The sequence below is a fragment of the Sphingobacterium paramultivorum genome, assembly GCF_014109745.1.
Lineage (GTDB): Bacteria > Bacteroidota > Bacteroidia > Sphingobacteriales > Sphingobacteriaceae > Sphingobacterium > Sphingobacterium paramultivorum.
Genome location: NZ_CP058555.1, coordinates 6,380,747 through 6,404,029, shown reverse-complemented (window position 1 = coordinate 6,404,029; position 23,283 = coordinate 6,380,747). Strand labels below are relative to the sequence as shown.

The following is a 23,283-nucleotide window of genomic DNA, read 5'->3' as shown; positions in this document are numbered from 1 at the left end:
CTTTTTGACAACAATGATCACTTAACAAGGGCGATCCTTTTTGAGACATTCAGTTGTTGGATCATCCAGTACATATCGATCATTAAGAAAAATGCAGCAAAAGAGTCACACTATACCACTAAATTCATTTCCGAATGATTTTAATTTAGGAATATTGATAAAAAAGAATGCTGTTAGAAATTTAGAGCTTGACCAAATAAGTCAAGCACATCGCGATGATTTCTATCTATTTTTTATACTCGAAGAGGGAAATGGAATATTTGAAATAGATTTTCAACAACACAGATTAGGCCCCTCTTCCGTTATGATCATCCAGCCCTATCAGGTACACCGGGGAATAGCAATGGATTACAGTACGTTTAGTGTCCTGATGATCAGTGTAGAAAACCTAAATTCGGATTACATAAATGCATTAAAAGATATCGACACGATCGCTCCGATCAACATTGATCGAGAAACATGCACTATTTTATCGGAAACGGTAGATATCTGTCTCAAGCTCAACGAAAGAAAACACGAAAAACTGTATCCTGCGTTAATGAAAGACAGCTGTAACACGATAGCTGCCCTAATTATTTCACAGTATTTAGTACAATCAAAAAAAAGTGATGCACAGTCCAGAGCAGAGCATATTACAAAACAGTTCAATGCATTGTTGGATAAAGATTTTATCATCAATAAACAGCCAAAAATATATGCCGAGAAATTGAAAATATCAACAGCTTATCTCAATGAATGCATAAAAAAAGCAACTGGAAAGCCCGTTACCTATCATATTCAACAACGTATCGTATTGGAAGCAAAACGGCTGCTATACCATTCAAGTAAATCCGTTAAGGAGATTGCTGCCGCACTTGGCTACGATGATTATCCTTATTTTTCGCGCTTATTTTCAAAAGTAACAGGCATGACGGCCCTTACATTCCGGAACAAAAACATCGAATAGTCCAATACTTACCACCTTTTATCTCTTTTAAACCCCACTGGATTAATATTTCTTTGTAATATAAAATACGGCGAGCTCCCGATCATTGGTTCTTCATTATAAAAAGGCACAAAATCCTTTTTGACGAATTACTGATCTCCGTTGGGATTGAACTCACTGTAATCAATTGAATTCTAAAAGGTAAAGCAATTAAAAGAGAAAACTAATGAGATATTTCATCGCCGAGCCTGCCGGGCAAGTAAAAAACGATTTATTTTTTGAGGTCGCCAATTTTCTTTGGGACAGTGGAAATGAGGTTTCCCTTGGCGAAAATATTATCTGCAATTGCCAAAAGATGCAACATGCAGATTACGACTATACCATCTCCCTCGTTCCGAACAACGAAGCTGTAGAATCACTTTTTAATACACATTATAAAATCATCAGCAAATATTTTGACAAAATTGACAGCGATGGCCCTATGCTTGTTTTAGCAAATACAGGCATCTATACCAATGCCCTCCCCTATCCCCATAAGATTTACAGTTTTGAAAAATTGGACAGACAGGCTTTAGTCAGCTTTTTTGACTGGTGCAAAAGATTTAATTTATTTGTTAGAAAAAAATAAATTAAATCGAATTCTAAATATCGGAATATGCGGTAGGAAACAATAACACCTTTATACTTTTAGATACGTTATTCTGGTATTGAGTTAAATCCTGCATTGGTTTGTATAAAGGTCCAAAATCTTTCCAATGTGTATTCCTGTCTTCTATACTTTCGAATGCCGTCAAATACATCAGGTTGGGCATCGTACTACCGGCAATTACTTGTCCATAGAAAACAGCATTAAAATTTAGCTTATTAAAAATATCGATTTCACCATTGTTGAACATGTCTATCTTATTCATTGACAGTTTCTCCGTCGCAGCCTCATAACTGCGTAGTTCATAAATGCGTTTATTTTTTTCAGCAGATAATTTAGGAAGCGCTGATTTGGGCATTCCTTCAAATGCTTTCATCCATATTGTCTCCAACCTTTTGAAAGGAGGATTGCTATAACCTGCTTCAATATAAACCTTTCCAGCCTCCAGGTATTTTTGATCTTTGGCCAGCCGCTGATCCAAATTAACCAGCAAACTGAGATCAGCAGCACTGATGAACACATAAACCAATCTATCTTGGCCAACTGCATTTTCTAAGGGTTTAAATACACCGATTTCTTTAAATCCCAATTTATGCAATGCCGGTAAATAAGCCGACTCAAGATACTGGTCAATGACTTTCTCCTGCTCATCGTTCTCATAATGATATACTTTCAATTGAAAATACGCTTGTTTCGATTTCTCAAAAGCGAACAGACAATTTCCTGCCATGATAAATAATAGCGGCAATATGAAATGCCAATTGGGAACAAAAATGTATTTTTTCATTATAATTCAGGACAAAATTGGATATTAATTAGAAAATAAAGATAATATTAATTTTGAAAGTTCAAACTCGGACGATTCGTCTCATCACAAAACTATCTTCCATTAAGCCTAAAAATGGGGATTTCTACTTACTAGAATCGGTATTTTACCCATGCTTCCCCTAAGGCTTTTTAGTTAATTTAGCTCCACCTTTTTTTAAAACTACAACATGCCAAATAAAACAATACTGATGTTGGACGATGATAAACATGTCCTTGAAATATGCACAATAATCCTCGAAACAAATGGCTATAATATGGCCGTCTCTGAAACTTCCCATGATATTATCGAAAAAGTAGAAGAGGTACATCCTGATTTAATTTTGATGGACAATTGGATACCCAAAATAGGCGGTGTAGAAGCCACACGATTGCTCAAAAATCATCCCTTATATCGCAATATCCCTGTAATCTATCTATCCGCTAATACCGATATCGAAACACTAGCCCAGCAAGCCGGAGCAGACAGCTATCTCGCTAAGCCTTTTGATCTAGAAGATTTAGAAAATAGAATAGCTGAACTACTGTAGTTCTATTCTTATATTTCAGGACCATTACGGAAATGCTACTCGTGAAACTTATATTTTGCCCCCCTACTTGCGCATAAGGCCACATTGAAACGAATAGGATCATGTGCTGCTTTAATACAATTGTGGCTTACCCAATTGCAGGCATATATCGTTATAGTTGTCGCGGCATAATCATCGGGAATCAGCAATTTGGAATGAATGCAATACCACATTTGAAGTATAAATAATAATACATACTTTCGCATTATAGTATTAGAAATAATCATTAAGACAGCATTAACTACGCTATGTCAGAGTCCGTTTTAACATTTCAATCAGGTTCATTCCACATACGTCAGCTGACAGAGAGCGAGTCCCCACTTTATAAAGCGATGCGTATCGAGTCAATTCAAACCGAACCCACACTTTTTCGACGGAGCACTCCTCCTGAAATAGAACTATCTGATATGGATTGGGCAGAACGCATAAGATACCCACGTATTGTTTTTGGTCTTTTCGAAAATGAAAAAATGATTGGGATAACCAGTATGCTGTTGCTGAATAAAGAAGAAGCCTACTTTGGTCAGTCTTTCATACAGCCACAGTATAGAAAATTAGGTCTATCGAGTCTTTTGTATAAAATAAGAATGGTGTGGGCCATCGAGAATCAATTAAGAAAACTGACTATAAGCCATCGTGAAATAAATATGATTTCAAAAGCCGCTATCCGAAAAGCTGGTTTTCATTATAGCCATAAAGAACTTGTACAATGGCTCGACGGAACAAGTGGTTACTCCATGTATTATAGTCTACTCCTATAATCAGTAAGGCGAACTAACTTGACTGTTAATCAATCCCGAGAAATCAAGATAGGGTAAAATAATAGCTTTTCCATCCTGAATGCGTATATTGAATCGATTTATATTTCATTAAATGCTGTGTTTATACCAAATGAAAAAATTAATCTTGAGCATATTCTTTTTAACTAGTTTAGCCTTATATGGCCAGCAAAAGGCAACAAAAGACAGTTTTACAGCAAAAATTCAAGAACTAGAAGGCGATATAAATCATGATGGTTATCCGGATAAAATTGTTCTTGCCATGGACACTTCAAATACTGCAACACCAATTAAAACGCAGGTATTTCTGTCCAAGCCCAACGGAAAGCTACAGTTGGCCTTATCCTCAACGACGATGATCGAACCCCATTTTCCGCTGCCCAACTTCGCTATCGAAAATGGTCAGCTTCATATATTAGCCGATATCACAGATGGGCATGCCAACTATACATTTCGTTGCAGAAATGGAAATTTTGAATTGATCTACCTAGAAAAAGGAACCTGGGATGGCAAAAACACAACGACTGAAACCCAATTCAACTTATTAACTGGAATAAAAACTGAACAGGTAAAAGCGCTAGGGTCCGAAGAGAATCTACAAGAAAGAAAAACTACGATAAGAATTAATCCCTTACCGTTACTGCAGGAGCTCAATCAATTTGATGCCCCCTCATTTAGGCTCAATAAAACTCCTTAGACCAGCAAAAACAATCGATAGGATTCTAAAAGAGATACCCCACCAGCCATTTTATTGGCTTTCGAGACTTTCCATAAACGCAATGATATCTTTCATTTCCTTTTCGGTCAGATGCAAATTTTCATCTGACAATGTCTGATTGGGTAATTTGATCCCCAATCCTGCCCCTCCCCCATTATTATAAAATTCCATGACCTCATCCAAGGTCTGATAGATCCCATTGTGCATATAGGGAGCAGTTTTCTTTACATTCCGGACAGAAGGTATTTTAAAGGCATATTTATACGAATCAACACCAATGATATCATAGTACCCTAAATCTGAATCCAGCACAGAATCTTTCAGGGATTTTGGTACCCCCAGGACTTCGACTTCGCTCTGAATAAATTTGGGCGGTGTAACACCGTTGAATAAAGGCAGGAAATGACAGGTCGCACATTTTCCCTTGCCCATAAATAAATTAAACCCATCCACTTCCGGTTTGGACAATGCGTTCTTATCCCCACGCATATAATCATCAAATCGGCTATTGATTTTGGTCAGGCCACGAATATAAGAAGCAAGTGCATTGCTTACCTGCTCAGCTGAGATCGGGCCATCCGCTGTATTGAATGCTTTATTAAATAATGATCGATAGATTTTATCCGAAGAAACGTATTGAACGATATCAGTTACCGAGCCGTCCATTTCCTGCTTATTACTAATGACATCGTGTATCTGATCTTCCAGCGTCAACGAACGCATATCATAGAAGTAGTTGGACTGTAAGGCCGCATTGAGCAAAGTAGGCGTATTACGTTTGAGCAAACGTCCCGAACCATGAATGTCCACTTGCAAGTTCAACCCATCCGTAAATGCGAGGTCCGGATGATGGCATGAAGCGCAACTTCTCGTATGTGTCCCTGATAAAGCAACATCATAAAATAATTTCTCGCCCAATACGGCCTTTTCATTACTGAAGTGAAATTTCGGCCCCGGGCTAAAGGCATCTACATTAAATGCATTCAGATCAAACATCGTATTGACGTCTTGCCGAAGCATCCGATTGTATCTTATTTTAGGGCCTGGAAGATTACGCTCCAACTGTGCTATCTCCGTACTGATGTTGTTGGCAAATTGGGTAATGAATTGCGCCCTATCGAACGATTCAAATTCCGCGTGTTGTTGCAAATATTTGATCGCCCCTGTAAGTATCAAAGCTAGCGTTTCTTTTCTACCTTCATATTGCAAAAGAATTTGCTGTAGACTGCCTAACGCAATGGAGGACTCGATCATACTATTTCGAGAAAGCGCATTATCAAAACCAGTAATTCCTAAGGCAATAATCCGAAACACCTCCAATTTTGTTGCATCTAAAATACGCCAGTCTTCCAATTGATGATCTTCAAAATAGGAAATCAAATAATCCGTATTGGTTATCAAATGTTCGATTTCACGAATTAGCTTTTGCCTATTGCTATTATCGTAAGTGGGATAGATAAGCTCTTCAATCACCTGCAATCCAATAGGCTCCACCCCCCTAGCTAAAGAAGGATCCAACAAATCTGCATTTTCAACTTCCTCCACCGGAGGACCATTTAATCTTCTGGATAGATCTGCAGTAAAATATTCGGACGCCCATTCAAACTTTTTAAAAAGGAGCCTCGTCTTCAAAAAGGCTCTTCTGAGCCGTAACGTATCCACTATACCTTTCTGTACTTCGGCATTCAGTGTATCCTTGATATATGTCCTAAAAGAAAGCATCAGACCCAGTACTTCTTTCTGAATCAGATGCTCACGGGCATTGCCCTCTTTTTGTTTTGTATAAACAGGCTGCCCTGTAGTAAATCCAAGGGTAAATACTATTGCAACCAATAAGATAAACACGACAACCTTTTTACACATAGTTCAATTTCCTATCTCTCGATATAAAAACCGTCTATTTGAAAACGAGCGCATTTCTAAAGGGATTTGCTTTTCTATCTCTTTCAGCAAGAGGCTCTATTCCCCAGCGTTTTTCTATAAATGAAAGGATGCTCACTGTTTCATACGGCGTATGATCCACTACACCACGCTTAGCAAATGGTCCAATGACAATTGCCGGGATACGGCTCCCAGGTCCCCATCGGTCAACGACGGGTGGGTTAACGTGGTCAAAAAAACCACCAAATTCATCGTAGGTCAAAATCACCAACGCATCTTTTGCATTCGGTCCCTCCAATACAGCATTGATCAAATTAACGGCAAGTTGTTCTGATGAATAGACCGCCGAACTTCCAGGATGCTCATCATTGCCTCCACCCGGTTTAACAAAAGAGACACTAGGAAGCGTTCCTTCTTTTGCGGCTTTAATAAAATCGTTTTGATCCTTCATGTGTTTTCGCCCTTCCTTACCATCTTCATAATTAGCGAAATATAAAAAAGGCTCATGATTGTAGGCAAAATTATTTTTACGTTCGGCAACAGCGTCATCCCAGCCTTCTGAATACCAAGCCCAACTTACATTTTTCTCTGTCAGGCGATCGCCAATGGTCGGCATAGTCTGAGAAGGTAATAATTTGGAAGTATCAGATTTCGCGGGATAAGGTTTGTTGCGAGAAAGCACATGATTGATCGCATAACCGTCTGGCGTAACTACACCATCTTTAATCATCTTTCCATTTGCATCGAGTTTAGCAACCATTGAGCTTGGTGCATCAGGCCAAACAGGAATAGCTGCGGAAATCATATAAATATGATTTAAATAGGATCCGCCAAATACACTCTGAAAGAAATTATCACACAATGCATATGCTTTGGCAAACGGATACAAAGGTAGCTTCTCTGTATTGTAATAGCCCATCGCTAAACCTTTGGAATCATTATAGAGTGCAAATTTATCCATTTTTCCACCATTGATCTGCAATTGATTATGATAAAAACGGTGTGTAACATCGGGCGTCGCCTTATCCGAAGGTACATACTGGTCTATATTAAAAAATTGATTGGGCAGATTGGTTGGAAAGGAATTATTACGGGGAATTTCGGGGAGGTATTGATAGGCTTTACCATTCTCATCTACCTGTAAAAAATCCCCCTTTTTGACATTCGCTATGCCATTGGCTCCCTTGAATTCGCCATAAAGATTGTCAAAACTATGGTTTTCCATATAAATAACAACCACATGGTTAATTTTTTTGATCCCTTCATCAAAGGAAATCTCTTGGTGTCGGGCGTTTTTGGTAACTCCGCAACTGCTGATACTCAAAACTCCAAGAGACAAATAAAATAAGTGTTGTAACCGCATCCTGTCTTCTTTTAGTAGGTTAGACTGTAATTTCTATAACAAACTTACAATTATTATCGTTTTCATAACCTATAATCAAAGGGATTTGCGGCTAACGTATCAGGTTCTTTACAGGCATCCACCCTCTTATCACTAAAAACAAAGGCGTGTTTACATACTAGGTCGTAGCTTCCACTTCCTCATTCTTGGTATAAAGTTTACTCCTGTAGGTTATACCCCACTTGGTAATCTCATCGATGATTGGACCCAAAGTTTTTCCGCATTCGGTCAACTCATACTCTACCGTTAGGGGTTTGGTATTTAATACTGTTCTCCTAATCAGCTGGTTCATTTCCAAATCCTGCAGTTCTTTAGACAGCATCTTCGCACCTATCCCCTCAACTTCGCGCAGCAGTTCCATAAAACGCAATTTTTCGACCAACAATAAGGTACCTATAATATGAAATTTCCATTTTCCTGCCAAAATCTCCATGGTATCGTTAATGGCCAACACGCGTGTTTTGCATGCACCTGACGACGTTAAAGTTGCTTCCTTTTTCATTTCACTATTTTTTATTCATGTATTGTCCACCCTCACAGACTTCCTTATCCCTATACGATCAACGATAAATGAACACACAAGCAAAGCTTGGACCGCTGACATGATTTCTTTATTCTTACAAAAATAAGCATTTATAAAGTTACAGACCACTATCTTTTTGGAAAGTAGTTTCTTTAAGGAAACTGATACCAAAAATAAACTATCTATCATCTACCTTTGTATCGGCAACACCAGAAGGTGCAAATTGGCACAGTTGATGCTGCAAAATGTAAAGTGTAAATAACATATAAAAAATAAAACGATTAAAAATGAAAAAACAATTAATCTCGGGTTTAGCCCTTATCCTGTTGTTAGCTTCTTGTCAAAATACAAATGGCGACAAAGCAACAACAACAACTGCTCAGGAAGTAACTGAACAAAAAGGACAGACTTACACTGTTGAAGCAGATAAAAGCTCATTAAAATGGACTGGTTACCATAAAGGCGGTTTAAACCCAAGATATGGTGTTTTGAAAAGCGAAGGAACACTTTCAGCTGAAAATAACGCAGTTACTGGTGGTACTTTCACAATCGATGTCAATTCTATTCTGACAGATACAGCTTCTGTAGATCCTGCAACATCCGGTGGTAAAAAATCATCAGATTTGGATGCACATTTAAAAAGTGCTGATTTCTTTGACGTAGCAAAATATCCAACTGCAAAATTCGAAATCACCAAAGTTGGTCCATTCGATGCAGCACAAGGAAAAAGTGTTGTTGCTGATGCGACAAATACGGTCAGTGGTAACTTAACCATCAAAGATAAAACTGTGAATGTAACTTTTCCTGCAAAAATCACGTTCAATGGTGACGAAGTAACATTCTACTCTAAATTTACGATCCAAAGACAAGATTGGGGTCTTACTTACGGTACAGAAGGTAACCCACAAGATTGGATGATCGCACAAAACGTTGACATTGAACTTAATGTCACTGCAAAAAATGCAAAATAGATTTCAATAGCGTTTAGTCGCTCTTAGCAAATAGATTAATCGGGTAGACTCAACTTGATTAATCTATTTGATTTAAATAACCTCCAAATACGAGCTCATCTTCATTCAGGACTTGGGTCAAGTGTGAATCTTTTAGAAGGTATAATCGGTCACTTAAATCCATTACCTGCCTAAAATAATGATCTGATATCAATATTCCTTTTCGATGTTTTACTAGCTTAATATGTTCTTTAATGAGTTCAATATAAATAGGGCTAAGACCGACAAAGGGTTCATCAAGTAAAGTGATGGATTCTTTGGTATAAATGATCAATAGCGTTTCAAACAAACGAATCATTCCCAAAGATAGGCTACTTAATCGCCTATTTAAATTCTCTTGAATCAATGGGAGCTCCAGTAAATTAACATCATCTATTTGAAAAAATTGAAGGGCTTCAGAAAGCAGCAAATTTCTAGGCAAAAAACCTTCCTGAGGGAGATAGGTAATCTCTCCTGTCTGGTAGCCTTTTTCAAATTTGATACCTTTGCAACGCATGAAAGCAAAATCCGCTTTAATACGTCCAAATATGACGTTCATCAGGGTAGATTTCCCACTACCATTTCTACCCAAAATTCCGACTACTTCATGCTGCGCACATGTCAAATAAAGCCCCGAAAGAATGCTTCCGCCACCACGACTAAACGATAAACTATCTATGTATAATAGCTCATTAGATAAATTTTCAGACTCCAACATAAAATTATAAATAACAAAAAGTCTATTACAGTAAGCCTTATCAGCAGACTTATGGGAGATATATGCAAATTTTTTAGAAATACTTCTTTCTTAGGAAGATGAAAAATATATTCGGCAATAAAAGAAATAATAGAACCAATGACTTTAAACCAAAAAATGAACATATAAAATGACATCATACCGATGGAATTCAGCATAAAACGTGGCGATTGCAAAAGAATACAGCCTGTCACAAATAAATTAAAGAGGATAATGAATCTAAAAAATTTTATACTCAACCGTATCGTCTTGATGAAATTCAATAGGAAATATATTAGATACTTTATAATCGGCGTTATCGTAATAAACAGGTTTTAAATGCTGAAATGAATATAGCCAAAAAAAATAACCGTTCATCATTTTTAACATTCCTTAACTCCAGCGAATACATCTCAAAGGTTCATAGGATCCTTATTAATCTTCGGTTTGCTCCAATTTTTTCTTCAATCGCTGTTTTGCCTTACGAACTGCTTCTACCGAAACACACAGCAGTTCACTCATACTCGCATTACTCAAATCCAATTTGAGCAGCGCTAGTATCTTGAGGTCATTCTCGGTAACCTTTGGATAAGTTTGCCGCATTTGTGTCAGATAAGCTGGATACACTTTATTAAAAACATGTTTGAACTTTTGCCATCGCTCATCTGTCATAATGTGCTGCTGCAAAAGCGCATTCAAATTATCTGTAACTTGTGTCATGTGTGCCGGATCAGATTCAGAAATCTTGATCACTTCCTGTCTAAGTTGCTGGATGACAACATCATTTTGCCGGATGGTGTCTGTAAATTCAGTCAAGGAGTTTCGTAAAATCACTAGCTCCTGATCTAGCAATTGTTTTTCATAAGCAAGCGCAAGTTGGTCTCTCTCCAACAGTGTATTCCGCATCTTAATTTTAATTTTCGACTTATTGACCAACAGGACAACTATGGCAAAAATCAAAATAAGAATAACACCTATAAACTGATACATCCTTTTTGTCCGAATCCGCTTTTCTTCCGTCGCCTGGATAGTCCGATTGTATTTTTCAGATTCCCTTTGCCAGAGCATTTTCTGGATCTCTTTATCATTCATCCTTTTTTCCAACGAATCTTTCAACGTCAGATATAAATGCAATTGCTTTAGCTCATCCCCTCCACGTCCCAATCCCCGCATGATGTTGGATTTGGTTTTTGCTAATTCCATTTTATATTTTAAAAAATAGGGCTTATCTTCTATTAAACGCTCACTGGCCATCACATACTGCTCAGCCAATTTCCATTCTTTTCGTTCGATATACCAATTTGCTAAATTGAGATTTGCCCGCATTGCATCTCTACGCTCATTATAACGCACAGAGAGCTCAATATTTTTCTTGACCAACGCAATAGCTTTTTCCTTTTCACCTTTTCGCCATGCATGATCCGCTAGATTACCTGAAATGATACCGATCCAAACCGAATCTTTTGCCAATTTAGCCTCATCCATTGCGCGATTCAAATAGGTAAAAGCTTGGTGATTGAGCGAGTCCTTTGCCAGATATACAGCAATTGAATTGATCAGATCGATACGTTCTCGTGAAGCCGGCTTGGTAAAAGGTAGAGCTTCTTCTAAATAAACAACAGCATTTGCCTGATCACCTATATAACTGTAGAAACTCGCCATAAATTGGTAATGCTTGACTACCAAGGGGATTTTTTTGACATTAACTTTAGATTTTAAATCATTCGCTCGTAGAAAGAACGGAAATGCTTCTTTTACCCGTCTATAGATAAAATTGTAATACCCTTCACGCGCACAACCCAACATTTCTAATTCAGCGTCTGGATGTACACGTAGCAACTGCTCAGCCAAACGATAATACCGTTCAGATGATAAATTTATACGATCAAACGCAATAGAGAAACCATCGGCCATACGCATATAATAGACCCATTTTAAAGCAACACTCCTTTTTTTGTCTGCCAATTCCAAAATTGGGGCCAAGGCATTTTTCAACTTTATCGTATCACCGTCAAACCTAATGGGCAACTGAAGGGCAGCTTCTAGTTGGACAACAGGGTTTTCAATAGCAGATATTTCCGCTACAGATTGCCCACATACATGATTAAGGTTGCCTGACAACACCAAAGAAACGAGTACAAAAAAATAAAATAAAATGGTTTTCATGCTTAAAAAAGGTGAATTTCAGCGCTCCGTCTCCCCTATTGGCATAACCGACAAATTAATTTTCAATAATTCTTAAAAATTAACACGAAAAATACTCCAAGAAAATGGTTAATACTGACATATTGCTCACAAATCGATACGTCTACTTGCGGTCATAAATATAATATTTATAACTTTAACATAATTATACGTTTTTATTAAAATTTCGCCTTCTTTTGACAACACTGCAACCCACTAGATTTGGCATATCAGGTCTTTTATTTAACACTTTTTCCAAAAGATGAACAAAATTCAAACAAAAACAATAGGATTAACTCTCCGAAAAGGAATATTGCAAGATCTACAAGAAATATTAATCCTATTTTCTGGAACGGTTGAGACTGTGTGTGCAGATGATTATAATAACGAGCAAATTGTAGCATGAATATCATCCATCAATAATCATGACCGTTGGCATCGGCTAATCGAAGATCAGTATTTTATTGTAGCTGTGCTCAATCAGAAGATTGTTGGTTTTGCCTCCTTAGCTCATGGAGATTATATTGACGTCTTGTATGTGCATAAAGATTTTCAACGACAAGGAATTGCACAAAAGCTTTATAATACACTGGAAACCGAAGCTCATGTACATAAAAACACTATTTTAACCGCAGACGTAAGCAAAACAGCAAAACCTTTTTTTGAAGCCAATGGATTCAAAGTTATCGCTGAGCAGAACCAAATACGAACTGAAGTCGAAATACCAAACTATAACATGAAAAAAGATCTTTAGATTTACTTCCGAATTTTAGAAATGCTCCCCATAGTCGATTACTTCAGTTTTCAAAATCAGCTTACTTTCAGTATCATTCCTTAATGTCGCTGTTGCTATTTTAGTCTTTGTATCAACATTGAACTCCAGCACAGTCCCAATGTTCTTTTTGTCATAAAAAAATGAAGCAAAGTTTTTAAATGTCTCAGTTTCATCAAACAAAAACCGCACAGCACATCGGTTATTATGCTGATCATACCATTTGATATAAACATCTTTGGGAATACCTCGAGATGCCATGTCCATATCCCGAAGACCCTCATCAAAGACAAAACGCTCTGCATTATAAAATTCAAAGTCTGCGTCGAATGTTTTAATATCGGCAGACATAACAAGTTTTGGCTGTAAAGAATACCGTGTGCGCAATTTATCCCAATAACCATAGGGAATAGGTTTATTTGCAATAGCTTGTTGAACATTCGAAGGAATAATCGATGTATCGGACAATACCTGTTCGCGCCATTTCTGATTAAAGATATTACCGTACGCTCCATTATCCTTGGATGTATCCGTAGCATGGATCACTACTTTTTCTGCTTGATAACGACCAATTTCGACCTGACGACGTCCTGTTCCAGTGGCCCATATCACAACTACACCCTCCGGAGCAAAGCCCAAAATAATCTTATTATAATGTTCATCAACAGTTTTCGTCGCCCCTTTTTCTTGGTATGGCGTACTGAATAACGTCCGCAATTTACCATAATCGATCGGACCGTTCATGCGATAAAAAACATTTTCAGCAAATGAATACCAAGTAATGTCCAATGCCTTAGGCAATGACATCACTTGCTCATATGTACCACCCCCAGCTTGCCCCCACACCGCATTATAGTTCACGATATTGCCCTCACTAAATGTAAACTCATAATCCTCATCTTTCGGAAAGATAAAGCGGCCTTTATGCAATTGGACGGGATAAGCTGTAGGATTACTCATCGCACAGAACCATTTATAGCGTCCTTCCCTGATATTATCTTCTTGCGTGAGGCGTTCTTCCCTGAGTTCATTAAACTCACGTATTGTCGTTGAGAACGCGAATATAATCGGTAGTAAAATAAGATATCCTAGGAAAGTCGGAACCAAATATTTCCAGGATTTTACGGCCCATGTAATAATCACGCCGCTAAAAAATGTCAGAAAAATACTGAGTGTTAAAATCAAGGGAAACATTTCCTTAATCACTCCCCCTAGATCTGCATAAAGCCGATGCTCGTATTCATCACCCAAGGTTGATAAAAAAAGAAGTACCGGAAGCAATAAAGAAAATAAGCAATAAAAAAGAAAACCATAGCCAAGTTCAAAAGCAAATTTTGGTTTCTCTAAGACCTTTAACTTTTTCCGAAAGAAATTAAAATGGAAATAAACCAAGGCGATAACAATAAAATAAGGCGAACAACAAAATGCAGCATAAACCAAATTTAAATCTGCATTCTGTACAAGTAGGGTCGCGACTAGGCTGATGATGGCAACCAAAAAAGCAGAAACCGTAGCTCTTAAAATCATTGTAATTTGTTTTTAATCCAAAAAAATCTGTTGATTTCGCCTAACCGACAACAACACACTTCAAAAATAACAAGAAATGTTTTAGGAATATAAAGCGATCGATATTCAAGTACATTGATCAAATATTCGACCCAAAGTAGACAATATATTCTTTTAACAAGAATGTATTTAATTAACTTTTATCGGTTTTCGCCAGGATCGATATCCTGAGCCATTTCAAACACAGTCAGTAAAGGTCCAGCTTTCCCCCCTCTCCAGCAAGAGATCGCTCGTTATCGTAAATTTTCTTCGAAAACACTCCAATCAAAGGTCCCCTAAGGAAAGTCGATCAAGTTTACTAACTTCGTTTTTATTCTTCAAATCATGGATATACATAATAAAATTAGAAAAGCCAAAGAGAGTGATTCGCATGTTGTACCTGAAATTATGCTCCAGGCGATGGGAGACATTATATTTCGTTTTATTCAAAAAGAAGATCCAACTGAGGCAGTACTTTTTCTAACCCAGCTTTTTAGGCAAAAAGGTAATCTCTATAGTTATGAGAATACATTTGTCGCAATTGACGATAATGAACGTATTGTAGGCTCTTTAACTGGCTACGATGCTGATCAGTTTGTTGAATTAAGACAGCCTATTTTGGATCACATGAAGGAGCAGTACAACAATAATTTGATTCCGGAAGCCGAAACAGCTGGCAACGAATTTTATATCGATTCAATTGCTGTTGCTCCCATTGCACGAGGTAAAGGTATCGGAACACAACTTTTACAGTATGCGATTACACATGCCAAGCAACATGGTTTTAAACAAGTTGGTCTGCTCGTTGACCTAAAGAATCCCAATGCGCAAAAGCTCTATGAAAGGATTGGTTTTAAGCTTGGTAAAAAAACGCCTTTCGCAGGAGGCGAATATTACCACATGTATATTTCCCTTGATTAAATACAGTGTTTATCTTATTTATCGCCATTCAGGCCTTATCCCGCTAATCAGTACCTTTTAAGAAGAAATCAAGCAGCTTTGGCGGACAAAACCAATTAGATCAGAAATAACCATTGATCAATTGGCAAGGATTTTGTATTCCAGATACCAACTATGAAAATTTGGGAATAATGAAAAAGCTACTTTCTATTGCGGTAGGCTGTCTAAGCCTAGTTCTGGCAACGCCAGCTTTAACACAAGCACAACACAGAGGACATGACGACCATGGCTGGCATGGCAGCAAGGATCGAGAAAAATATATCAGAAAACGAGAAAAGGAGTACGATAAATATGTCCGTGAACGCGATAAGCAAGATCGCAAATACTGGAAACATGAATATGAACATGATCATGGCCGTCCCAGATGGGCTAGCGCACATCACTACGATATGAGACATCATGTGTACTTTAGCGATTATAAAACATTCTATGATCCCTATCGGGGCGGATATGTCTATATGACCAATGGTCGATGGAACTTTTCTGTGAATGTCCCTTCTTTCCTCATTAATGTCAACTTAGGCAATGCAGCAATCCGTGTGATCAAGGACGTACCTATTGACAGAAGACCTGAAGAGTATTACGCTGATAATGAAGATTGGGACGATTAAAGACACGATCGAACTTTTTGCGTTTATTTAGAATAATTACTGATAATACTGTATTTTTGCGCTGTTCATCCTAATGACAGCGCATCTATGACAAATAAAAGAGCTAAACAAAATATTCTAAAAAATATACTTGGAAAACTCCATCTTTATTTGGGCTTATTATTTGCTGTAATCTTTTTTGCTGTTTGTGTTACAGGAATGTTATTGAGTTTTGAAAAAGAGCTTACCCCACTTTTATGGCCGAAAGAACAGAAGGTAACCGTACAAACCAATCGTCTTTCCCTTGCACATATTTCCCAAAAAGCCGAAGTCATATTTCCGGACAAAAAGTTGTTTCGCATCGAAATTCCAGCAGATCCTTCCCGCAGTGTCCGCATACAGTATGGACAAAAAAAGACCGGATACTGGTATGCATATATGAATCCTTATACTGGAGAACTATTATCCAAAGGTCGGCAGAGTGACCGTTTTTTTCAAAAGACTTTAGATATCCATCGTTTTCTTCTCGTCGAAAAAATCGGAAGTACCCTAACGGGAATCTCAGCTCTAGCGGCTCTCTTTCTTGCCCTAAGTGGTATTTACCTTTGGTGGCCCAAAAATAAATCCATGCTCAAACAACGTGTAACGATGAAAATGGCAGCCTCTCTCAAAAGAAAGGTCTGGGATTTTCACGCAGTCGGGGGGTTCTACGCATCTTTGTTTTTAATTATTTTTACTTTAACAGGATTGACCTGGAGTTTCGATTGGTACAATAAACAATTCTATAAAGTATTGGGTTCAACCCAAAAATCAACAAAAGAGAAGATCGGCAACGCCAACAAACTGGCTTTTTCAGATTACCTTGTGCTGGATACGATCTATCAGCAGTTAAACAGCCTATACCCTACCTCGGGAAATATAATTGTCACATTTCCTGAAAAGAAGGATTTAGCTTTTGCGTTAACCAAGGAAAACTTTTCAAATGCAACTTTACAGATCAACCAGGCATTCTTTGACAGCAAATCCGGACAGTTACTTAAAAATAACCCTTTAGAAAAGTTACCATTGGCGCAGCAGGTTCAACGGATGATGAAATCCATCCATATGGGATCGATATTTGGACTACCCTCTAAAATTATTGCATGCTTAGCCGTTACACTAGCAGCATCTCTCCCCATCACAGGGATATGGATATGGCTGAACAAAAGAAAGAAGAAGAAACTGTCAAAAAGCCAAAAGAAGAAAGCAATTCAACTTCAAACCATAGCATAGTCTACCATGCGTATTATCCTTATTTTAAACTTTTTTAAGTAGTTTCTTATCTCAAACACACAATTAGACACCAATAGAAGAGATGATCGCACTTAGTCTATTATAAGCAATATCTTGGTGACTCTTCACATTTTTTTCGATATTAGCAGCTATGACAGACCGCAAAGAAAATTCGACGAATGCAATCAATGAAAAAACATTACAACAGTTCTGTAACGCCTCAAAAACGTTGGCATTATTCAGTGGTCGATGGAAACTTTCCATTCTATTCAAACTCCTCGAGCAGGACACAAACTATTCGGAATTCAAAATTCTTCTGCCCCAAGTAAGCGATCGTACACTTGCGAAACAATTGAAAGAATTGCAGCTGGATGGACTCATTCAAAAAGACCGAAGTAAAACAGCATCTGTCTATTCACTAACCGACAAAAGTCATCAGCTAAAACCCCTATTGGCAGCCCTTTCTGGGTTTAACAACGACCATCCTTAACTAAAATCAACCCGCTCCAAAAATTCAATCACCTCTCCATTTGGACTATAAACGAGGCTGTTGCGTACAAAAACATCTTTTTTACCTTGACTGAGCCTGAGTTCAAAAACACCGGCACTCAAATCCTCTGCACCATGGGCGAGAGCCTGTATTCGGGCATCTTCGGCATCTTCTACCGTAAAACACAAATGAAGTAGCGCATTCTCGACATACTCCTCCCCTTCTATACGCCTTCTTCCCTGCGTTGGAATAGCAGCATTCTTATCACAAATTTCCAAATAATAGCCAATAGAGGCATTAAAAAGCATGGCGCAGCGTTCTAAATTGAACTCGGGTAACGACCATTCATGCACGACAATAAAACCAAGATTTCCATAAAATCCAATCGTCTTATCAAAATCCTGAGCCTTAATCGACAGGTGATGAAAACCCACAATATTATCTTTCAATTCCATAGCGTATAATTTTTGAACAAAACTAATGTGTTTTTCCGGAGACTGGAACAACTTACAAAATTGTAAGTTGCACTGGTCGGATCGAAAACCAACAGATCCACGTTGCGCGCCGCAATGGAACCAATTTTATCAAACTAACATCCACTTACTTATAGCATAAAATGATCCTGAAAGATCGGACAGAAAACTATCCACCAATCCCATTGGACGAGAAAAGAGTATACGTTAAAACTAGCGGTATCAAAAGGGAGATTTTAAATTACAGGAGATAGATCTTATTATTTTAGTGTACTTTTGCCCGGTAAATTTTTCGATCTGAACAAGAGCCAAAAGCTTTGTAACTACCATGAGTCTATAAAAATGGAGCATTCCTTAGACATCATCTCGATGGACTTTGCTGCCAAAGTATCGTGACATCCAGCATAAGAAATCGAATGTTATAAATTCTTCAAAAATCAAGATAGAATGCGCAAAGTTTAAAGCCCTTGGTCTACATATATTTGCAAATAAAATGAAACAGCATCTTCACAGACAATTACGGATCTATAGATATGTGATCTATAGAGAGACATTAGTCGATCCTTGGGAACATTTTTGGTCATTTATTGGTGCATTTGTTGGGATATTTATTATCGCCTATATCCAATCACTTCATTTACCTTCGCTGGAAAATATCTTTTTGATAGGTTCTTTCGGAGCTTCCTCGGTTTTGGTTTATGGGGCCATACAAAGTCCACTTGCACAGCCACGCAATTTAATCGGCGGCCACGTTGTTTCTGCAATCGCCGGGGTTACCGTTGCACAGCTCCTTCCCGATATTATCTGGCTGACAGCTCCCTTTGCGGTTGCCCTGTCCATTGTTTGTATGCAGCATACTCGCACACTGCATCCTCCTGGTGGAGCAACTGCACTCATTGCGGTCAGCAGCGGAACAAAGATCTCTTCAATGGGATATTGGTACGTATTAAGTCCAGTACTATCAGGTTGCATAATTTTATTCCTGGTAGCTCTAATCTTTAACAATATCACGAAAAAGAGACATTATCCTGTAAAAAAATCACGTTTACGCCGTTCAAGAAGGCAGCATCTAAAAACCCGTTTTGATCGCGCCAAGAGCCCGTCACACTTATAACGTGCTGGAATCCCTCATTCTATCCAAATCTATCGGATAGAATGGGTACTTGATTCATACCCAAGCAAAATTCGCCAAAGAAGAAGCTAGAATGATCTATTTTGAGAATAGCAAACCACTATAATCTATAAAATTACTTTTCCTTTAAATTAAGTAAATTCTCAAATTAAACTTGCATAAATTTTAACAATTACCTAATTTCACAGATAAAATACATATTAATACACAAAAGTATTTCTATAAGAATAATTATTTAACAAATAACCACTTAAATCAAAACCATTATTTAAAAAACACGTTAACTATTTTGTTAATTACATTTAATTATATACTAACAACGTAAACCAATCATGACCAGATTTACTCAAACAGTACTGTTGATTCTGTTAATCTTCACAAGTCAACTTGTCGTTAATTGTTCCTCGGATAAGGATCCAATCGATGATATTGAAAATTCGACCAGTTGGATGGACGACCTCGAAAAATCTTTAGGAACAGGCACCAAAGCCAAATTAAACAATTGGATAGCAAAAGGTTTGGACCAAACCAAACTCAAAGAGACATTTTCTAAGTCCAAGGATAAGGCTGCTCTGCTGAATAACCTAGAAACAGCACAAAGTATTTATCATCAAAGAGTATATATTGAAGACTGGAACAATATCCCTGGAATAGAAAAATCTGATTATGTACCGAATGGCTTAGCCAATGGAAAAAACAGCCCATGGAATAACCCCGATTTAGATTTACCTGCTGTTGAAGCAGCCAACTTTGTGGACGCTACAGCGACAGAACTACCCGCAGGCACCAAAATATATCGTGTCACTGGCGGAAATCCTGCTGGCGGCTACTGGACCAAAGAGATTCCAAAATCCGTTGGCGACGTAATCGGCGGTACTGCCGTTCAACCGGCATGGAACAACTTCAGTAAATTCTACCGCTATGAAGTGCCACAAGCCAAAACACTAAAAGTATGGCAGGGGACCACCGCAAGACAACCCATTGCCGCAGGCGTAATCAACCCCCATCTGCCAGGCAAAGCAATTCAGCTATTTATCCCTGCAGCTGTCAGAGACGATGCCTTTAAACAACTAGTACAAGAAATTCCTTTACCATGGTAACTATTGAATACATAAAAGCGCATTATCTGCAACTTCTGACGCTATTGAAACAGGATGTTTCACTCAACCAGTCAGCTCAACCGTTTTTAGACTATGTTCTTCTTTATGAGAATAAATTTTCAGGCACATCAACTACAGCGGATGTACAACAGCTTCGGGAGTTTTTGAGAGGAGCAAACCGATTTGCAGATGAGTTTTCATTTTCCGATCGGCATGGCAGCCAAATACGGGCCTTGATCAAAAGTCTCTATGACCTATTGGATACCGCTATTTCATAGCTTATACAGGAGCGTTTTTGACTAGTAAGCCAAAAACGCTCTTTTACAAATTATCCTTCACATCCGCTAAAACGGTTGTCATGGCCCGATAGATCCCATACAATAAGAAGAGTAGACTTGTAATTGTAAGCCCCAGATACTCCACCACCCACGCAATAAGTATAGCTACGAGGTGAATTTTACCATTCTCGGGTTTAAATGCCGCTCCCGAATAAACGTAGTAAGCGATGGAACCAAATAACACCAACCATATCACCGCATAAACATAATGAAGTGGGTTTTTGCTGAGCTTTTTATTTTTAAACATGTGTCAAGTTTTATGATTTGTTGGCCATTCGTTTATCTAAACAGCAAACGGATATGTTGTCAAATGTAAGCCCTAGCCGAGCTTTTCGCAAGGCACAACTATAATTCGCATCCGATGGTTTAATATTCGCAGCACCGATAAAAAAATCGGCATCAGCAATGGTCGGCATTCAGCTACTTCGCTACCTTTACAACAAAAGAAAAAGTCCCTTACATTACTGCAAGGGACTTTACGATAACCGATTATTCCGATATGATTTCTATGCCGCTGGAAATTTGCTCATATCCATATAAAATATCTCCCAGGTATGACCGTCAAAATCTTCAATACTTCGCTGTTGCATAAAACCGTAGTCTTTCATTGGCGTTGGTTCAATGCCTCCGGCTTTCAATCCATTATCAACAATTTCGTTCACACGATCCAAACCAGAAACAGAAAGTGAAAGTAGTGCTGCAATCTGTTTTTTTGTATCTGCAAGCGGTTTTTCTGTAAATGTTTTAAATTTATCCGGAGATAAAAGCATCACAAAAATATGCTCACTCCAAACCATACATTTGCCTTGTTCGTCGGAAAACTGAGGATTATTCGTAAAGCCCAATTGTGTATAAAAATCCATTGACTTATTCACATCGGCTACGACGAGATTAATAAATATCTGTTTCATCATTTTAAAGTTTAATTGCTATTGATCATGCAAAGTTGAAAATTTTCACCCAAAAAAAACTTGACCTATGCGAAGATTTTTATGCAGCATCAATGAATAAGCAGCGGAATGACCATACCTTATATGGATAGCTCGTTATATAGATCGCTTGTTACTTAGAGAGCTCATTCAATTCGGCCTGTGAAAACACATGATCACCTTTGAGATAACTATTTGCTTCTTTTAAATACGTATAGATCACTTCTCGCCCCTTAGGATTGGGCAATTTATGTAAGTTGTGCACCAAATATTCCTTGTCCCGCAATCGATCCTTACTATAGCTTAAAAAAGAGGGTGCATGTGTCTGCACACTCCAACGAATAAAACGTAAATCGATATTATCGGGATATTTCATGATCATTTCCTCCAAAAGCTTTTTCCCTTTCTTGAATTGACCTAGTTTTGTAAACGGATTGCCCATATGTTTCGCCCATAATATTTCATAAGCAGCGAGGTATCCCTTCTCCGTTGCGGAATTGGCAGCTCCCTCCAATAATTTCAGATTCGCTTCACAGAGTTTCTTATTTTGAACAGCAGTAGCGTACTCGGCTCGCATTTTATCAACATCAACTTGACCAAAACAACATATCGCACATAATACCAAAGAGACACAGACAAAAAATCGTATAACCATTTTCAATTCAATTAAAGTAAAAAATAGAACGCTGTTCTAGTCATATAACAACATCGACAAGCTTTGAGTTTTCTTATTTTTTAATCCGTTGAGAATGCCGTTTGTTTTGCCATTTTCCCAATACGATCAATAATGCACCAATTGCAACGAAAACCAAGGTTACTCCAAAACTGTTCAAAAGAACCCTGTCCATTCCCAATTCGGAAACATTGACAAAAGGATACGGATAAAACCCAGAAAATGAACCATGCCACAACGTATAAAAAAGATAGACTAATGGGAAGATCAACCAGTAAAAAATATGACTCCAACGGATTGTTCCCTTGTCCAAAAAACGCCACCAAAAAAGAAAAAAACTCAAAGGAGTGACCACATGCAATAATTCGTCAACTACCATTGATAAACCCTGTGGATGCGACAGAAAGCGGAGTATGGTATTATAGATAATTCCGACAATAAGAATGTATAATGTTACGGCAGTAATTGTTTCGGGTTTAGTAAAAAATAGGCCAACTCGACTTTTTGACCAGAAAACAGTAAAAAAACAGCATAGCAGTACCATTACATTACCTAGAATCGTAAAATAACTAAAAAACTGAACAATATAGTCCATGCGGCCAAGCTTTGAGACAAGAGCGCTTAATACAAATTGCCCAACGATTGCAAACAAGGTAATCAAACCAATGCTACCAGCAAAAACCGATTTTAATGAACTTTGAGTCTCCATATTACGAGTGGTCTATACAATACTAAATATAAAAATTTCAATCGCTATTTGGAATTTTAAATGATCAAATCCAATTCACCGCCGTTCGAACCCGGAATCCAGATTGTAAATAATTGCAACGAA

General features: G+C 37.9%; 26 protein-coding genes. 14 read left to right on the top strand and 12 right to left on the bottom strand.

The features are described from left to right. The first annotated feature begins 91 nt into the window (after positions 1-91). Complete coding sequence (locus tag HS960_RS26615) at positions 92-946, top strand: AraC family transcriptional regulator (protein ID WP_182330903.1); 855 nt, start codon at positions 92-94, stop codon at positions 944-946. Positions 947-1,151: 205 nt separating this feature from the next. Next, positions 1,152-1,553 (top strand): hypothetical protein, encoded by a 402-nt coding sequence (locus HS960_RS26610; protein WP_182330902.1) that lies wholly within the window; start codon positions 1,152-1,154, stop codon positions 1,551-1,553. A 13-nt stretch (positions 1,554-1,566) separates the two neighbouring features. Here HS960_RS26610 and HS960_RS26605 read toward each other — a convergent pair whose 3' ends face one another. Further along, positions 1,567-2,358 carry an NIPSNAP family protein gene (locus HS960_RS26605; protein ID WP_202883723.1) on the bottom strand — a complete coding sequence of 264 codons (792 nt, stop codon included), beginning with the start codon at positions 2,356-2,358 and terminating at the stop codon, positions 1,567-1,569. Positions 2,359-2,566: 208 nt separating this feature from the next. Between HS960_RS26605 and HS960_RS26600 the strand changes: the two genes are divergently transcribed. The 3 genes from HS960_RS26600 (at position 2,567) to HS960_RS26590 (ending at position 4,441) form a co-directional block, all read left to right on the top strand. Next, a complete protein-coding gene (locus tag HS960_RS26600) occupies positions 2,567-2,926 on the top strand; it encodes a response regulator (RefSeq protein ID WP_182330901.1) in 360 nt (119 codons plus the stop codon). 287 nt (positions 2,927-3,213) lie between these two features. Next, positions 3,214-3,726, top strand: coding sequence for a GNAT family N-acetyltransferase (locus tag HS960_RS26595; RefSeq protein WP_182330900.1), 513 nt, complete (start codon positions 3,214-3,216; stop codon positions 3,724-3,726). 130 nt (positions 3,727-3,856) lie between these two features. Beyond that, complete coding sequence (locus HS960_RS26590; RefSeq protein ID WP_182330899.1) at positions 3,857-4,441, top strand: hypothetical protein; 585 nt, start codon at positions 3,857-3,859, stop codon at positions 4,439-4,441. Positions 4,442-4,492: 51 nt separating this feature from the next. On the opposite strand, the gene HS960_RS26585 is transcribed toward HS960_RS26590, so the two are convergent. The 3 genes from HS960_RS26585 to HS960_RS26575 form a co-directional block, all read right to left on the bottom strand. Then, positions 4,493-6,325, bottom strand: a complete 1,833-nt coding sequence (locus tag HS960_RS26585) for a cytochrome-c peroxidase (RefSeq protein ID WP_182330898.1) — start codon at positions 6,323-6,325, stop codon at positions 4,493-4,495. 34 nt (positions 6,326-6,359) lie between these two features. Next, complete coding sequence (gene acpA / locus HS960_RS26580; RefSeq protein WP_182330897.1) at positions 6,360-7,706, bottom strand: acid phosphatase; 1,347 nt, start codon at positions 7,704-7,706, stop codon at positions 6,360-6,362. Between the two features lie 157 nt (positions 7,707-7,863). After that, positions 7,864-8,247 carry a winged helix-turn-helix transcriptional regulator gene (locus tag HS960_RS26575; RefSeq protein ID WP_182330896.1) on the bottom strand — a complete coding sequence of 128 codons (384 nt, stop codon included), beginning with the start codon at positions 8,245-8,247 and terminating at the stop codon, positions 7,864-7,866. Between the two features lie 308 nt (positions 8,248-8,555). Between HS960_RS26575 and HS960_RS26570 the strand changes: the two genes are divergently transcribed. After that, positions 8,556-9,239, top strand: coding sequence for a YceI family protein (locus tag HS960_RS26570; protein WP_070566941.1), 684 nt, complete (start codon positions 8,556-8,558; stop codon positions 9,237-9,239). 58 nt (positions 9,240-9,297) lie between these two features. Here HS960_RS26570 and HS960_RS26565 read toward each other — a convergent pair whose 3' ends face one another. Both HS960_RS26565 and HS960_RS26560 read right to left on the bottom strand, forming a co-directional pair. Next, positions 9,298-9,975, bottom strand: a complete 678-nt coding sequence (locus HS960_RS26565; protein ID WP_182330895.1) for an ATP-binding cassette domain-containing protein — start codon at positions 9,973-9,975, stop codon at positions 9,298-9,300. 453 nt (positions 9,976-10,428) lie between these two features. After that, the gene (locus tag HS960_RS26560; protein WP_182330894.1) at positions 10,429-12,159 is read right to left on the bottom strand and encodes a tetratricopeptide repeat protein; all 1,731 of its coding nucleotides are present in this window, start codon (positions 12,157-12,159) and stop codon (positions 10,429-10,431) included. 424 nt (positions 12,160-12,583) lie between these two features. On the opposite strand from HS960_RS26560, the gene HS960_RS26555 reads away from it, so the two are divergent. Further along, complete coding sequence (locus tag HS960_RS26555; protein WP_182333327.1) at positions 12,584-12,931, top strand: GNAT family N-acetyltransferase; 348 nt, start codon at positions 12,584-12,586, stop codon at positions 12,929-12,931. Between the two features lie 15 nt (positions 12,932-12,946). Here the strand turns inward: HS960_RS26555 and HS960_RS26550 are convergent, their stop codons facing one another. Beyond that, positions 12,947-14,476 carry a DUF2931 family protein gene (locus HS960_RS26550; RefSeq protein ID WP_182330893.1) on the bottom strand — a complete coding sequence of 510 codons (1,530 nt, stop codon included), beginning with the start codon at positions 14,474-14,476 and terminating at the stop codon, positions 12,947-12,949. Between the two features lie 363 nt (positions 14,477-14,839). Here HS960_RS26550 and HS960_RS26545 point away from each other — a divergent pair, with 363 nt between their 5' ends. The 4 genes from HS960_RS26545 (at position 14,840) to HS960_RS26530 (ending at position 17,806) form a co-directional block, all read left to right on the top strand. Then, complete coding sequence (locus HS960_RS26545) at positions 14,840-15,415, top strand: GNAT family N-acetyltransferase (RefSeq protein ID WP_202883722.1); 576 nt, start codon at positions 14,840-14,842, stop codon at positions 15,413-15,415. Between the two features lie 170 nt (positions 15,416-15,585). Next, positions 15,586-16,065 carry a hypothetical protein gene (locus HS960_RS26540; RefSeq protein ID WP_182330892.1) on the top strand — a complete coding sequence of 160 codons (480 nt, stop codon included), beginning with the start codon at positions 15,586-15,588 and terminating at the stop codon, positions 16,063-16,065. Positions 16,066-16,152: 87 nt separating this feature from the next. Beyond that, positions 16,153-17,316: a PepSY-associated TM helix domain-containing protein gene (locus tag HS960_RS26535; protein ID WP_182330891.1), complete on the top strand. Its 1,164-nt coding sequence runs from the start codon at positions 16,153-16,155 to the stop codon at positions 17,314-17,316. A gap of 151 nt (positions 17,317-17,467) precedes the next feature. Continuing rightward, on the top strand, positions 17,468-17,806 hold the full coding sequence (locus HS960_RS26530) for a winged helix-turn-helix transcriptional regulator (RefSeq protein ID WP_115050077.1): 339 nt from the start codon (positions 17,468-17,470) through the stop codon (positions 17,804-17,806). Here the strand turns inward: HS960_RS26530 and HS960_RS26525 are convergent. Then, positions 17,803-18,261: a VOC family protein gene (locus HS960_RS26525; protein WP_153845243.1), complete on the bottom strand. Its 459-nt coding sequence runs from the start codon at positions 18,259-18,261 to the stop codon at positions 17,803-17,805. The genes HS960_RS26530 and HS960_RS26525 overlap by 4 nt on opposite strands. A 511-nt stretch (positions 18,262-18,772) precedes the next feature. Here HS960_RS26525 and HS960_RS26520 point away from each other — a divergent pair. The 3 genes from HS960_RS26520 (at position 18,773) to HS960_RS26510 (ending at position 20,789) form a co-directional block, all read left to right on the top strand. Next, positions 18,773-19,393 (top strand): HPP family protein, encoded by a 621-nt coding sequence (locus HS960_RS26520; protein ID WP_153845242.1) that lies wholly within the window; start codon positions 18,773-18,775, stop codon positions 19,391-19,393. A gap of 350 nt (positions 19,394-19,743) precedes the next feature. Beyond that, entirely contained in the window at positions 19,744-20,511 is a 768-nt protein-coding gene (locus HS960_RS26515; protein WP_088162557.1) for a hypothetical protein, read from the top strand. Continuing rightward, complete coding sequence (locus HS960_RS26510; RefSeq protein ID WP_182330890.1) at positions 20,505-20,789, top strand: hypothetical protein; 285 nt, start codon at positions 20,505-20,507, stop codon at positions 20,787-20,789. The genes HS960_RS26515 and HS960_RS26510 overlap by 7 nt, the downstream gene beginning before the upstream one ends. Positions 20,790-20,832: 43 nt before the next feature. Here the strand turns inward: HS960_RS26510 and HS960_RS26505 are convergent, their stop codons facing one another. The 4 genes from HS960_RS26505 to HS960_RS26490 form a co-directional block, all read right to left on the bottom strand. Next, positions 20,833-21,096 (bottom strand): hypothetical protein, encoded by a 264-nt coding sequence (locus HS960_RS26505; protein WP_088162559.1) that lies wholly within the window; start codon positions 21,094-21,096, stop codon positions 20,833-20,835. Between the two features lie 259 nt (positions 21,097-21,355). Continuing rightward, positions 21,356-21,763 carry a VOC family protein gene (locus HS960_RS26500; RefSeq protein ID WP_075993825.1) on the bottom strand — a complete coding sequence of 136 codons (408 nt, stop codon included), beginning with the start codon at positions 21,761-21,763 and terminating at the stop codon, positions 21,356-21,358. Positions 21,764-21,911: 148 nt separating this feature from the next. Further along, a complete protein-coding gene (locus HS960_RS26495; protein WP_153845241.1) occupies positions 21,912-22,433 on the bottom strand; it encodes a hypothetical protein in 522 nt (173 codons plus the stop codon). A gap of 73 nt (positions 22,434-22,506) precedes the next feature. Continuing rightward, the gene (locus HS960_RS26490) at positions 22,507-23,160 is read right to left on the bottom strand and encodes a Pr6Pr family membrane protein (protein WP_153845240.1); all 654 of its coding nucleotides are present in this window, start codon (positions 23,158-23,160) and stop codon (positions 22,507-22,509) included. Positions 23,161-23,283 lie beyond the last annotated feature (123 nt).

Bases quoted from the DNA above. Each gene is read 5' to 3' on its own strand.
- HS960_RS26615 (WP_182330903.1), top strand. From the start codon at position 92: ATGCAGCAAAAGAGTCACACTATACCACTAAATTCATTTCCGAATGAT.
- HS960_RS26610 (WP_182330902.1), top strand. From the start codon at position 1,152: ATGAGATATTTCATCGCCGAGCCTGCCGGGCAAGTAAAAAACGATTTA.
- HS960_RS26605 (WP_202883723.1), bottom strand. From the start codon at position 2,358: ATGAAAAAATACATTTTTGTTCCCAATTGGCATTTCATATTGCCGCTA.
- HS960_RS26600 (WP_182330901.1), top strand. From the start codon at position 2,567: ATGCCAAATAAAACAATACTGATGTTGGACGATGATAAACATGTCCTT.
- HS960_RS26595 (WP_182330900.1), top strand. From the start codon at position 3,214: ATGTCAGAGTCCGTTTTAACATTTCAATCAGGTTCATTCCACATACGT.
- HS960_RS26590 (WP_182330899.1), top strand. From the start codon at position 3,857: ATGAAAAAATTAATCTTGAGCATATTCTTTTTAACTAGTTTAGCCTTA.
- HS960_RS26585 (WP_182330898.1), bottom strand. From the start codon at position 6,325: ATGTGTAAAAAGGTTGTCGTGTTTATCTTATTGGTTGCAATAGTATTT.
- acpA (WP_182330897.1), bottom strand. From the start codon at position 7,706: ATGCGGTTACAACACTTATTTTATTTGTCTCTTGGAGTTTTGAGTATC.
- HS960_RS26575 (WP_182330896.1), bottom strand. From the start codon at position 8,247: ATGAAAAAGGAAGCAACTTTAACGTCGTCAGGTGCATGCAAAACACGC.
- HS960_RS26570 (WP_070566941.1), top strand. From the start codon at position 8,556: ATGAAAAAACAATTAATCTCGGGTTTAGCCCTTATCCTGTTGTTAGCT.
- HS960_RS26565 (WP_182330895.1), bottom strand. From the start codon at position 9,975: ATGTTGGAGTCTGAAAATTTATCTAATGAGCTATTATACATAGATAGT.
- HS960_RS26560 (WP_182330894.1), bottom strand. From the start codon at position 12,159: ATGAAAACCATTTTATTTTATTTTTTTGTACTCGTTTCTTTGGTGTTG.
- HS960_RS26550 (WP_182330893.1), bottom strand. From the start codon at position 14,476: ATGATTTTAAGAGCTACGGTTTCTGCTTTTTTGGTTGCCATCATCAGC.
- HS960_RS26545 (WP_202883722.1), top strand. From the start codon at position 14,840: ATGGATATACATAATAAAATTAGAAAAGCCAAAGAGAGTGATTCGCAT.
- HS960_RS26540 (WP_182330892.1), top strand. From the start codon at position 15,586: ATGAAAAAGCTACTTTCTATTGCGGTAGGCTGTCTAAGCCTAGTTCTG.
- HS960_RS26535 (WP_182330891.1), top strand. From the start codon at position 16,153: ATGACAAATAAAAGAGCTAAACAAAATATTCTAAAAAATATACTTGGA.
- HS960_RS26530 (WP_115050077.1), top strand. From the start codon at position 17,468: ATGACAGACCGCAAAGAAAATTCGACGAATGCAATCAATGAAAAAACA.
- HS960_RS26525 (WP_153845243.1), bottom strand. From the start codon at position 18,261: ATGGAATTGAAAGATAATATTGTGGGTTTTCATCACCTGTCGATTAAG.
- HS960_RS26520 (WP_153845242.1), top strand. From the start codon at position 18,773: ATGAAACAGCATCTTCACAGACAATTACGGATCTATAGATATGTGATC.
- HS960_RS26515 (WP_088162557.1), top strand. From the start codon at position 19,744: ATGACCAGATTTACTCAAACAGTACTGTTGATTCTGTTAATCTTCACA.
- HS960_RS26510 (WP_182330890.1), top strand. From the start codon at position 20,505: ATGGTAACTATTGAATACATAAAAGCGCATTATCTGCAACTTCTGACG.
- HS960_RS26505 (WP_088162559.1), bottom strand. From the start codon at position 21,096: ATGTTTAAAAATAAAAAGCTCAGCAAAAACCCACTTCATTATGTTTAT.
- HS960_RS26500 (WP_075993825.1), bottom strand. From the start codon at position 21,763: ATGATGAAACAGATATTTATTAATCTCGTCGTAGCCGATGTGAATAAG.
- HS960_RS26495 (WP_153845241.1), bottom strand. From the start codon at position 22,433: ATGGTTATACGATTTTTTGTCTGTGTCTCTTTGGTATTATGTGCGATA.
- HS960_RS26490 (WP_153845240.1), bottom strand. From the start codon at position 23,160: ATGGAGACTCAAAGTTCATTAAAATCGGTTTTTGCTGGTAGCATTGGT.